The 12,372-nt window shown below is 66.1% G+C and carries 10 protein-coding genes; all 10 read right to left on the reverse strand.

Going from position 1 to position 12,372, the window contains the following annotated elements:
• Window positions 1–20: 20 nt before the first annotated feature.
• A complete protein-coding gene (locus WG208_RS07530) occupies window positions 21–2,528 on the reverse strand; it encodes an ATP-dependent Clp protease ATP-binding subunit (RefSeq protein WP_337170724.1) in 2,508 nt (835 codons plus the stop codon).
• 28 nt (window positions 2,529–2,556) lie between these two features.
• Window positions 2,557–3,684, reverse strand: a complete 1,128-nt coding sequence (locus WG208_RS07535; RefSeq protein ID WP_337170725.1) for a protein arginine kinase — start codon at window positions 3,682–3,684, stop codon at window positions 2,557–2,559.
• A complete protein-coding gene (locus tag WG208_RS07540) occupies window positions 3,681–4,166 on the reverse strand; it encodes a UvrB/UvrC motif-containing protein (RefSeq protein WP_337170726.1) in 486 nt (161 codons plus the stop codon). The genes WG208_RS07535 and WG208_RS07540 overlap by 4 nt, the downstream gene beginning before the upstream one ends.
• On the reverse strand, window positions 4,166–4,993 hold the full coding sequence (locus WG208_RS07545; protein WP_337170727.1) for an ABC transporter ATP-binding protein: 828 nt from the start codon (window positions 4,991–4,993) through the stop codon (window positions 4,166–4,168). Before WG208_RS07545 ends, WG208_RS07540 begins: the two co-directional genes overlap by 1 nt.
• Window positions 4,986–6,236: an ABC transporter permease gene (locus WG208_RS07550; protein ID WP_337170728.1), complete on the reverse strand. Its 1,251-nt coding sequence runs from the start codon at window positions 6,234–6,236 to the stop codon at window positions 4,986–4,988. The genes WG208_RS07545 and WG208_RS07550 overlap by 8 nt, the downstream gene beginning before the upstream one ends.
• Window positions 6,237–6,246: 10 nt before the next feature.
• Entirely contained in the window at window positions 6,247–7,809 is a 1,563-nt protein-coding gene (gene lysS / locus WG208_RS07555) for a lysine--tRNA ligase (RefSeq protein WP_337170729.1), read from the reverse strand.
• Window positions 7,806–8,931 (reverse strand): peptide chain release factor 2 gene (prfB, locus tag WG208_RS07560; protein ID WP_337170730.1). Its coding sequence is split into 2 segments (ribosomal slippage): window positions 7,806–8,867 and window positions 8,869–8,931, totalling 1,125 coding nucleotides; the frame shifts between segments, so codons are not numbered across the junction. Before prfB ends, lysS begins: the two co-directional genes overlap by 4 nt.
• Window positions 8,932–9,097: 166 nt before the next feature.
• Entirely contained in the window at window positions 9,098–10,018 is a 921-nt protein-coding gene (locus tag WG208_RS07565) for a zinc-ribbon domain-containing protein (RefSeq protein WP_337170731.1), read from the reverse strand.
• Window positions 10,015–11,130, reverse strand: a complete 1,116-nt coding sequence (locus WG208_RS07570; RefSeq protein ID WP_337170732.1) for a GGDEF domain-containing protein — start codon at window positions 11,128–11,130, stop codon at window positions 10,015–10,017. The genes WG208_RS07565 and WG208_RS07570 overlap by 4 nt, the downstream gene beginning before the upstream one ends.
• Before the next feature lie 259 nt (window positions 11,131–11,389).
• A complete protein-coding gene (locus WG208_RS07575; RefSeq protein ID WP_337170733.1) occupies window positions 11,390–12,370 on the reverse strand; it encodes a hypothetical protein in 981 nt (326 codons plus the stop codon).
• Window positions 12,371–12,372: the final 2 nt, after the last annotated feature.

The raw sequence follows: 12,372 nt of genomic DNA on the forward strand, positions 1-12,372 counted from the left end.
CCGGGGGTCCCAGGCCCCACTCACGACGCCTGGGGCGTCGGCGTGAGCACGCGGAACTCCAGCTTCTCCTTCTCCGCAGGAGAGACCCCCACTTCGATCTCGTCCCCACGGGAGAATTCGCCCGTCAGGATCTTCTCGGAGAGCGGATCCTCGACATACCGCTGGATGGCCCGCTTGAGCGGACGGGCACCGAAATGCTCGTCATGCCCATGGTCCACCAGGAACTCCGTCGCCTCCGGGGTCAGCCGGATCGTGAGCTCTTCCTCCGCCAGACGCTTCTGCACGTCGGCGAACAGGATCGACACGATCTGGGCGATGTGTTCCTTGCCCAGCGGGTGAAACACGATCACATCGTCGAGCCGGTTCAGGAACTCCGGGTTGAACACCCGGCCCATCTCGTCCTTCACCTTCTCGGCGATCCGCTCGAAATCGCCACGGGAATCGTTCGTGGCGAAGCCCAGCGACTTGCCCTTCGTGATGTCCTTGGCTCCCACGTTCGAGGTCATGATGACCACGGTGTTCTTGAAGTCGATCACGCGGCCGTAGTTGTCCGTGAGATGGCCTTCGTCGAGCACCTGCAGCAGGATGTTGAACACATCCGGATGCGCCTTCTCGATCTCGTCGAGCAGCACCACGCTGTACGGCTTGCGCCGCACTGCCTTGGTCAACGTGCCAGAGTCCTCGTACCCCACGTAGCCCGGGGGCGCGCCGATGAGCCGCGACACGGAGAACTTCTCCATGTACTCGCTCATGTCCACCCGGATGAGCGCCGAGGCGTCCGCGAAGAGGAACTTGGCCAGCGACCGGGCCAGCTCCGTCTTGCCCACGCCCGTGGGACCCGAGAAGATGAACGACCCGATGGGACGGCGGGGGTCCTTGAGCCCCGCGCGGCTCCGGCGGATGGAGCGCGCCAGCGCCCTGATGGCCTCGTCCTGGCCCACCACGGTCTGGTGCATCTCGTCTTCCATGCGCAACAGACGCGACGTCTCCGCCTCCTGCAAACGCGTGACGGGGATGCCCGTCCAGCGACTCACGATGAAGGCGATCTCCTCTTCACCCAGCGTGGGGCGGAACGACTGACGCCGCTGCTCCCACTCTTCCTGCTTGCGACGAATCTCGGCCTGCAGTTCGCGCTCGTTGTCGCGCAGCGACGCCGCCCGTTCGAAGTTCTGATCGCGCACCGCCGCTTCCTTCTCGGCGTTGATCTTCTCGAGCTGCTCCTTGAGCTCCGCCACTTCGCTCGGCGCGACCTGCGCCGCCAGACGCGCCCGCGCGCCGGCTTCGTCGATCACGTCGATGGCCTTGTCCGGCAGGAACCGGTCGGTGATGTACCGCTCCGACAGCTTGGCCGCGGCCAGCAGCGTCTCGTCGGGGATGTTCACCCGATGGTGATCCTCGTACTTCTTGCGAAGTCCCTGCAGGATCTGCACGGTCTCCTCGATCGACGGTGGATCGACCACGACCGTCTGGAACCGCCGCTCGAGCGCCCCGTCCTTCTCGATGTACTTGCGGTACTCGTTGAGCGTGGACGCACCGACACACTGCAGCTCCCCGCGCGCGAGCGCGGGCTTGAGCATGTTGCTGGCATCGATCGCGCCTTCGGCCGCGCCTGCCCCCACGAGCGTGTGCAGCTCGTCGATGAACAGGATGACCTGCTTGTTCTGCGCGATCTCGTTCATGACCGCCTTGAGGCGCTCCTCGAACTGTCCGCGATACTTGGTGCCCGCGATGACGGCCGCCATGTCCAGCGACAGCACGCGGTTGTCGCGCAACGAATCGGGGCAGTCGCCATTGGCGATGAGCTGCGCCAGCCCTTCGACGATGGCCGTCTTGCCCACACCCGGCTCGCCGATGAGCACCGGATTGTTCTTCTTGCGCCGCGTGAGGACTTCCATGACGCGCTCGATTTCCTTGGCCCGACCGATGGTCGGGTCGAGCTGGCCTTCGGCCGCCAACTGCGTGAGATCGCGGCAGAAGTGGTCGAGCGCCGGCGTCTTGGACTTCTTGTCGCCCTTGGCAGGAGCCGCGGCCGGCGGCGCCGTGCCGGCCTTCTCGGCCTGCGGCTTCTCACCCGTCTGCGGCATCTCCGTGCCCAGCAGACGCAGCGTCTCCGCCCGTGCGGCCTCGAGGTTCACGCCGGCATCGGTCAGCACCTGCGCGGCGATGCCCTTCTCCTCGCGCAACAGCCCGAGCAACAGATGTTCCGTGCCCACATAGCTGTGGTTCAGATCGCGCGCCTCGGCCATCGCCAGTTCGAGCACTTTCTTGGCGCGCGACGTGTACGGCAGATCGGGGCCGGTGGCCTGCGCCGCCTTCCCCTTCTTGACCGTCTCCTCGATCTTGAGCGTCACGTCGTCGAGATCGACGTTGAGGTTCTGCAGCACCGCCGCCGCGACCCCCTCACCCTCCTTGATGAGGCCGAGCAGGATGTGCTCGGTGCCCACATACTCGTGGTGCAGGCGCGCAGCCTCTTCGCGAGCCATCGCGAGAACCTTCCGCACCCGTTCGGTGAAGTTGTAGCCGTTCATCGTCCCCTCAGGGTCGTTGGGAAGCGGATCATTCGACGCCGCCGCCTTCGCTCGTGAGCACCTGCCGCACGTACTTCGCGCGCGCCAGGTTCGTCTCGGTATCCGTCAGCGCCCGCCCTTCCAGATACGACAGGTGCGCCGACTGGGCAAAGATCAGGAGCTTGTTGAGTGTGTATACACTGAGCCCGGTGACCAGTTTCAGACCGACCGCCAGTCGCACCCCGCTCAGGAAGTTCATGGCTTCGTCGAACGTGAGACTGCGGGCATATCGCAGCGTCCCGTACGCGCGCCACAACTTGTCCTCGATAATATACCCCGCATCGCGCACCAGGACACGACGCGCTTCCTCCTCCCGTTCGATCACATGACGAACGACGCGTACGAGGAGATCCTGCAACTCCTCCTCCGATCGTCCCAGCGTCGTCTGGTTGGACAGCTGGAAGAAGTTCCCCACCACCTCGCTCCCCTCGCCGTACAGACCGCGATAGGTGAGCCCCATCTGCTGCAGCCCCGCCAGGACCTTGCCGATCTCCTTGGTGAGCACCAGTCCCGGCAGGTGGATGAGCACCGACGCCCGGAGCCCCGTCCCCGCATTGGTGGGACAGGCCGTGAGAAATCCGAATTCACGGTGGAACGCATACGGCACCTGCCCGCCCAGTTCCGCATCGAGCCGCTGCACGGCCTCGAATGCCTCCGGCACGCAGAACCCCGAGCGCAGCGCCTGCAACCGGAGATGATCCTCCTCGTTCACCAGCAGCCCCACCGACTCACCCAGAATCACCGCCGCCCCACTCCGCACCGGTTGCTGTGGATCGAGGCCGGCCAGCTCTTTGCTCACGAGATGACGCTCGTGCAGGAGCTGTCGTTCCACGGCGGGCATCGATTCGAGCGTGAGCAGCAGACTGCCCTGCAACGACGGCACCTCGGTCAGCGCGTCCCGCACCTGGGCCAGCATGCGCAGGCGTTCGCCATCCCGCGCCCGCCCCGTGAACGCATACCCCGACACGTTCCGGGCCAGACGCATGCGCGTGGAAATCACGATGTCGCTGTGCGGACCGGACGCGTCCAGCCACCGCACGCCGCCATCGGGCAGCAGCGACAGATCGAGTGCCGGCCGCGCGGGCCCCGATCCCGGTCCAGGACGGGGGCCGCTCATTCGAGCACCCGGATGCGGTCGCGCAATTCGGCCGCCAGTTCGAACTGTTCGGCATCGACGGCACGCCGCAGCCGGTCCCGAAGATCATGCACGGTGTCCGCCTTCTCCAGCAGGTGAGCCGCCGGGGGATCGTACCGCTTGCCCACGTGCCGGGAGCTGCCATGCAGCCGACGCAGCAGTTCCCGCAGGCTGTGTTCCATGGCGTCGTAGCAGTGCGGGCAGCCCAGCCGTCCCGTGGCGCGGAAATCGCGCGCCGTGGCGCCGCAGAAACGGCAGCTCAGCGCGTCCTCGCCCGTGGACGCGGCCTGCTGCTGCACCGCCTGCAGAATCTCGCCCAGCGGATGCTGCGGGACCGACAGCGTCGTCTCCACACCCTTCGCCGCGGCGCACTTCTCGCACAGGTGGAGCTGCGTCACCGCGTTCTCCACCACCCGTGTGACATGCACGACCGCATCGCGTTCCTGACAGTTATCGCAGAGCATCAGCTCTCCGTCTCCTCGACGTCCGGTCCGACCGGCGGCATCACCAGTCGTCCTCCCTCCAACAATAGTGTCCGGTCCGCCCTCGCGGCCAGCGACTGATTGTGCGTCACGACCACCAGTCCCAGCGACTCGTCACGCGCCAGCTCGGCGAACAGATCGTGCAGGCGTTCGGCGTTGTGCCAGTCGAGATTCCCGCTGGGTTCATCGGCCAGCAGCAACGCAGGCCCCGTGGCCAGCGCCCGCGCCACCGCCGTGCGCTGCTGCTCCCCACCCGACAGCGCACTGGGACGGTGCTGCAGACGGGATCCCAGCCCCACCCGGTCCAGCAGATGCCCCGCACGCTCACGGGCCCGCCTGGCGTCGATACCCGCGATGAGTTGCGGCATCATCACGTTTTCGATTGCCGAGAATTCCCGCAGCAGATGATGGAACTGGAACACGAACCCAATCACGCGATTGCGCAGCGTGTCGAGCCCCTGCTCCGTGAGTCCTTCCACCGCCTGGCCCGCCAGGGTGATCCGGCCGGCCGACGGCTGCTCCAGCGCGCCCAGCACATGCAGCAGCGTGCTCTTGCCGGAGCCGCTGGCCCCCACGATGGCCACCATCTCGCCACGTCGCACGGTGAGTTCCACCTCATCGAGCACGCGGATGATGCCGCCATCGCCGCCACGGAATTCCTTGACCACGCCTTCCGCCTCGACCACGGTTTCCACCGCCGTGGCCGCACCGGCGACGTCACCCGGCGCGTCAGGCAGCGCTTCAGGCAACACGTCACGCAGCGCGTCACCCCGGGTCTCACGCGTGATGTCCTTCACGACGTCACTCATGACGGATGGCCTCCACCGGATACAGCTTCGCGGCCTGCGAGGCCGGGTAGAGCGTGGCCAGCGTGGACACGAGCATGCTCGAGACCAGCACCGCCGCGATATCGAAGAACTCGAGTCGCACCGGCAGATGATCGATGAAATACACCGAAGGGTCGAGCGAGATCAGTCGGTATTTCTCGAGCAGCAGCGCCACGACGAGTCCGATGAGCAGTCCGCCGAAGGTGCCCACCGCGCCGATCACCATGCCCTGCAACAGGAAGATGCGGCGCACGCTCTTCGCGCCCAGGCCCATGGCGCGCAGAATGCCGATTTCACGCGTCTTGTCCACCACGACCATCGTGAGCGTACTCAGGATGTTGAACGCGGCGACGAGCACGATGAGCAGCAGGATCACTCCCATGCCCAGCTTCTCGAGCTTGAGCGCCTGGAAGAACGAGCGGTTGTTCTCCTGCCAGTCCACGGCACGCACCGGCGCCTGCAGCGCGGCCTCGAGGGAATCGGCCAGTTGTGGCGTCGTCCAGCGATCCCGGGTGCGCACTTCGATGCCGGTCACGTCCTCGCCCAGTCCGGCAAACCGCTGCGCCGCATCGAGGGAGAGGAAGAGGTAGGCGTCGTCGTATTCGTACATCCCGGTCTCGAACACCCCCGTCACGACGACGCTGTCGGCCCGTGGCACGATCGCCCCGGTGGCGGCATTCATCTCGAGTCCGGCGGCCCCCAGCAGCACGATGGTGTCGCCGGGAAACGCATTCAGCTTGGACGCGAGAAACTTGCCCAGGGCGGCCCCAGGCAACGTCACGCCTTCGCGCCGGAACGTGAAGTCCCCGAAGATGAGATGCTGACGGATGCTGGTGACGTCGTCGCCCGGTTCGCCGGTGTTCACCACGCCCACGACTGCCGTCCCTGTCCTGTACCCGCTCAGATTGCGCACCAGCCCCTGCGTGGACACGAACGGCGCCGCGCTCACCACGCCGGGAAAGGCGCGCACCTTGTCGAGCAGCGGCTGCCAGCCGGTCATGCGCATGTCGTCGCCGTAGGGCAACACCCGCACGTCGGGACTGCCCACCAGGATCTTCTCGCGCATGTCGGTCTGCATGCCCGTCATCACGCCCATGATGACGATGAGCGCGCTCACACCCACCAGCACCCCGCCGATGGCGATGACGCTGATGAGCGACAGCAGGCGCGAACCGCGGCGACTGCGCAGATAGCGCCAGGCGATCGAGAGTTCGAGTCGCGTCACGCGGGTCCCGTCACTCGGGACGCATCGTGGGGAACAGAATCACGTCGCGGATGTTGGGCGTGTCCGTGAGATACATGAACAGACGGTCGAGACCGATGCCCACACCGCCGGTGGGTGGCATGCCGTACTCCATGGCCCGCAGGTAGTCGTCGTCCACCCCGCTCGCTTCGTCGTCGCCCGCATCGCGCAGACGCGCCTGCGCTTCGAAACGCTCACGCTGGTCGATGGGATCGTTGAGTTCGGAGAAGGCGTTGGCCAGCTCCTTGCCCTTCGCGAACAGTTCGAACCGTTCGGTGATGCCCTCGGGGCCTCCGCGCTTGGGCTTGGCCAACGGTGACAGTTCCTTGGGGTAGTCCAGCACGAAGGTGGGCTGATCGATCTTCGATTCCACCAGCGCCTGGAACATCTCGTCGAGCACCTTGGGGCGACTCAACGTGTTCACCTTCTGCACGCCGATACGCTCGGCCATGGTGCGAAGTTCCGCGTCGCTCACCTGCATGACATCGACGCCCGCGGCCTGCGACAACGACGGCACCCATTCGATGCGCGGGAACGGCGTCCGGAACGACGGCACCTTCTCTTCCATGCCCGGCAAGGCCCGGATCGCGTCGGCGGCCGCCACGATGAGCGACTCCACCCGCGTCATCATCGTGGTGTAGTCGGCAAACGCCTCGTAGAACTCGAGCATCGTGAATTCCGGATTGTGCGTCCGGTCGATGCCTTCGTTGCGGAAATCGTGGCCGATTTCGTACACACGCTCGAAGCCGCCCACGATGAGACGCTTGAGATACAGCTCGTCCGCGATGCGCAGATAGAGCGGCATGTCGAGCGCATTGTGATGCGTCACGAATGGACGCGCCGCGGCGCCGCCATAGAGCGGCTGCAACACCGGCGTCTCCACCTCGAGATACCCCAGTCCGTCGAGATGGCTGCGGATGGCGCGCGTGAGCACCGAACGGGCGCGGAACAGCGCCCGCACCTCCGGATGCACGGCCAGGTCGGCATACCGCTGCCGCGCGCGCTGCTCGGTGTCGGAGAAGGCGGAATACCGCACGGTCTGTCCGTCCACCACCTGCTCCTTGCCCAGCGGCAGGGGGCGCAGCGACTTCGACAGGAGTTCCACCTGCGTCACTTTCACCGTGGCTTCGCCCGTGCGCGTCCGGATCATGCCGCCGCGCACGCCCACCCAGTCCCCGAGATCGTACTCGGCGAGTTGCGCGAACACGGCATCGCCCAGTTCGTCGCGGCGGAAATACAACTGGATGCGGCCGTCCATGTCGACCAGATGCGCAAACGCCGTCTTTCCCTGTCCCCGCCAGGAGACCAGACGACCGGCCACACACACCGCGGGCCCTTCATCGCCGTCTCCCAGCGCCGCGATGGCCTGCAGCGAGCTGTGCGTGCGATCGAACGCGTACGCGAACGGCTCGACACCCGACGCGCGCAGACGCTCGAGCTTCTCGCGACGGGCCTTCATCACGAAGTTCAGCTCCTGTTTCTGCTCGCTGCCCTCGGCGTCCCCACCGGGTTCCTGTCCGTCGCCCGCAGACGGACGCTGCTGCTCGTCACTCATGACACGTTTCCTTCGGCGCCGGTGGCGCTCTCCTGCTTGAGGTACGCCTGGATGAACGGATCGATATCGCCGTCCATCACCTTCTGCACGTCGGCGATCTTGAGTTCGGTGCGATGGTCGTTGACCATCGTGTACGGCTGGAACACGTAACTGCGGATCTGACTGCCGAACGTCACATCCTGCTTGTTCGCGTCGAACGCCGCCTTCACCGCCTGCTGCTTCTCCACTTCCAGCTGATACAGCCGGTTCTTCAGCATCTTGAGCGCCGTCGCCTTGTTCTTGAACTGCGAACGCTCCTGCTGGGAGCTCGTGACGATGCCCGTGGGGATGTGCGTGAGTCGTACTGCCGACGACGTCTTGTTGACGTGCTGCCCACCGGCGCCCGACGCGCGGAAGACATCCATCCTGATGTCCTCGTCGCGGATCTCGATGTTGATCTCCTCGTTCACCACGGGATACACGAACACCGATGCGAAGCTGGTGTGCCGGCGTGCCTGCGAGTCGAAGGGTGAGATGCGCACCAGGCGATGCACGCCCGATTCGGGGCGCAGGAAACCGTAGGCATACTGCCCCCGGATCTCGAGCACCGCACCCTTGATGCCGGCTTCTTCCCCTTCGCTCAGGTCGAGCACTTCGAGATCGAATCCCTTGCGTTCCGCCCAGCGTGTGTACAGACGGAGCAGCATGGACGCCCAGTCCTGCGCTTCAGTGCCGCCGGCACCCGCCGAGATTTCGAGCTGGGCATCACGATAGTCGTCGTTTCCGCGCAGCAGCGACTTGAGTTCGAACGCATCGAGCTCCGACAGAATGCGCTGCACCTCCTGATCGAGGTCGGCATCCATGGACCTGTCGGATTCGAGCGCGAGCAGCTCATCCATCTCGCGCGCACTCTCGATGCGCGACTGCAGGGTGTCCGCCGGTTCGACCCAGCCCTTGAGGACCTTGACCTGCTGGACGATGTCCCGCGCGTGTTCCTGATCGTTCCAGAAGGCCGGATCGGCCATTTCCTCTTCGTAGGCATTCAACGTCAAGCGCTTGGCTTCGACGTCAAAGATACCTCCGCATGTCCGCGAGCCGTTCTTCCGACCGCGACAGCACCTTCAGGCGTTCACCGTCCTGCATACATCCTCCACGGACCACTCCACGTACGACGAAAGCCGCCTTCCACACCGGAAAGCGGCCCGAGATGTCTCACTGTATCGCCAACATCCGAGACTGGGAAAGGTATCGGGTCGTGGAGGGGGAGAACAGTCGCGTCGGAGGAACTCGAAAGAACGGGGTGAGGACGTCAGAACAACCGACGGCCTCCGGCGAGGATTTCGTTGAGGGCTTCCTGGAAATAGGGTGCCCCTTCGGCGGACTCACGTCCCACCTGTTCGACGTATTCCTCGTAGCTCTTCTTGATCTCTTCCCGGAAGAGCTGCCGGAGCGTGCCGTCGCGCAGCCCCTCTTCGCGCTTCTGCGGATGATAGGCCACGAGATCGGACACCAGCGCGCGGGCCAGCCGACGGGCGCGCTGCGCGGGATCGGCACGCAGGAACGGGTTGATCGGACGGCGGCCTTCGGCGGGGGTTCCCGGGGAACTTCCCGCCGGGGCCCCCGTGGGGACGATGCCCGTGGCCACCGGCGTGGGCGTCCGGGGAGCGACAGGGGCCTGGGGAAGCGCTGGCGTCCGGAGCGGGGTGACGCGCGCGGCCGGCAGGGCGCCCGGTGCCGCAGGTGCGGCGTGGGCGGCCGCGGCAACGGGCGTTCCCCGCAGAGGCGTGGCCCGAACGGGAGACGCTCCGGCCGGTGTGGGCTGTGCTGGAGCGGCCATCGGAGCCTTCACGGCGGGCGCCGCTGCGATGGGTGTTGCCACGCTTCGTGCGGCCATCGGTGTCGCTCCGGACGCCACGTGTGCTCCAGGGGCTGACACGGCCGGCGCGGGCCGAGCCGGTGTCGGACTGGCCGGCACCGCTCGCGCCGGTGTTGGCCGCACCCGTGAAACGGCGGGCATCGCCGCGGCAGTCACGGTCGAGGCAGCCTGCGCAGCCAACGATCCCGCCGCGATCGCCCCGGTGGCCACCGGGGTGACCGACACCGGCAGCGTACCGCCGGCGATGGCGATGATGCCGCCGCACACCGAGCAGCGTGCACGCACTCCGGTGGCGGGCACCTTGGCCGGGTCCACCCGGAACACCGACTGACATTCGGGACACGACACCGTCATGACGCCTCCCCGGCGGCCCGTGCCGTCTCACGCGCGTCATCCAGCCGCGCGTGTTCGACCGCACCACTGGCCGTGGTCGGTGTGCTCTCGTCACGACGCCGGTCCACGGCCCATACCGATCCCGGCAGCGTCTTCGCGTAGCTCTTCATTTCCGTCGCCAACTCGCTGACCTCGATTGCCCGCGTGAAGTGGCGTCGCTGATTGGTCACCACACCCACCGACAGAGTCATCAGCGGGACGCGGTGCAGCTGGCCACGGCGATCCTTCCCGAAGAAATATCCCACGCGGCGATCCTGCTCGGAATACTGCCACGGCACCAGTTCGTCGAAGACGTGCACGATTTCGTCGCAGACCCGCGGCACGGCCGCCAGGGGAATGGTGAACAGGAAGTCGTCGCCGCCGATGTGGCCCACGAATCCCTCCGTGCCGCAGAGCCCCTTCACCACATCGTGCAGAATGCGGGCGAGCAGCCGGATCACCTGATCACCATGATGATAACCGTAGCGATCGTTGAATTCCTTGAAATGATCCAGGTCGGCGTAACAGGCCGCGAACTTCTCGCCCGATTCCACCCTCCGGCTCAATTCGGCACCGATCTCGCGGGCGCCGGGCAGACGGGTGGACGGATGCACGTCGGTGTCCCGATCGCTGCGGTGCAGCATGGCCGAGAGCCGCGCCACGGCCTCCACTTCGTCGACGCCGCTGCGGAGCACTTCGTCGGCACCGGCCGCAAACGCGTCCGCGAAGGCGTCGGACGGCACCACCACGAGCACGGGCACGATGCCGGTGTAGGGATCACGTTTGAGGCGTTCACAGACCTGCAGCGCGGTCGTGGTCCACGGGCCGGATACCGTCATGGCCGTGCCCTGCTCCGTCTGACCCACGTCGGGCTGGCGCGCGTCGATGATGATGAGACGGGGACGATCCTTGAGCGCCGTGGTGATCACCGTTTCGGGGCTGTCCGTGACCAGGCGTTCACCGGGGAATGTCGTCCACCACGACGCCAGCCACGCGGGGTCCGGAAGCCCCGGTGACAGGTGCATCGCACTCTGTTCGATGGTGGTGGTGATCATCCGTGAATCGGCAAGGATCGACAAGGGTACGGCGTCCATCTGGCCTCCCTCCTCACGTCCGACCGCGTGTCGGCAACGTGGGATGAAGAGATGATGGCTCAACCCTCTGACGATCAACTTCGCGGGCAGGGCACGGCGTGCGCTGCGTCACAGAACGTGACGGGCCGGACCGTTTCCGGGCCGGCAGGATTCGTATCGATGCCGTCTCAGGGCCGCTTCAGGGCCGCTTCAGGGCCGCTTCAGGTCGCGTCAGCGCCGGCTCACGCCGTCAGCGCTCCTGCCCACTCCTCGCCGCGCCTCAGCGCGAGCCGCCCACCTGCACGCCGGCGCGCCATTGGCCCTGGCGATGCAGCGGGTCACCGACCGGCTCGTAGCGTGCCTCGATCTTCTGCACCTGCAGCGGTCCCAACCCCGCTCCACCAAAGCGCCGCACACGCACACTCACGTAGGCATCGATGAGCGACACCAGATGATTCACCACCAGCACGCCGGCGTAGTTCACCGCGCGTTGGTAGTTGCGGTTCGCACTGGCGATGGTGTTCTGATACGTGGTCTGCTCGAGCGTGGCATCGCGCCAGCTCCAGCGGAAGTCGTCGGGCACCGCCGTACGCTGATAGAAGGCGATGGCCTTCTGGTATTCACTGCTCGACCGGTCCGGCTCGACATTCGGATCACGCCAGTAGGTGTCCCGGGCATACCGCCAACGATTCCCATTGTAGGTGGACTCGTCGGTCTCGGGTTCGAACGCACCGCTCGGATTGCGATTGTAAGCGCCGCTCTCCGGGAAGTACTCCATGCGTTCGTAGTACTCCCACGGCCCCACCGCGAGGTTGCCACCGAACTGACGACGGGCGACGTCGACGGCGAGTTGCCGGTAGGTATTCCGATCCCGGTTGCCATCACGATGCGCGCCCAGATACTGCAGCAGCAGATACCCCTCGGCGACCACGTAGGCCGCGCTCCGTTGTTGCTTGAGCGCGAACTGACCGGCTCCGGGCACGAGGCCCGACACGATGGGGGCCCACCACTGCGCGCGAAGATTCGACGGCTGGAGCTGAGCCTGAGCACCTCGTGCTCGGCCATGAGCGACCGTCGTGAGCGAGCCATCCCCTTCCGTCATATCGGTGTGCGGCGCGACACTGCCCATGGGACGCAGGGCCACCGGCTGCGGGAATTCGCCCGCCGCAGCCTTCGACACAACCACTGCTTGCGCGTGCAGCGGGGCCGCCGCCAGCAGAAATCCCCCACACGCCACGACCATCGTCCAGTGTCGTCGCACGT

This window comes from Gemmatimonas aurantiaca, assembly GCF_037190085.1.
Taxonomy (GTDB): Bacteria; Gemmatimonadota; Gemmatimonadetes; order Gemmatimonadales; family Gemmatimonadaceae; genus Gemmatimonas; species Gemmatimonas aurantiaca_A.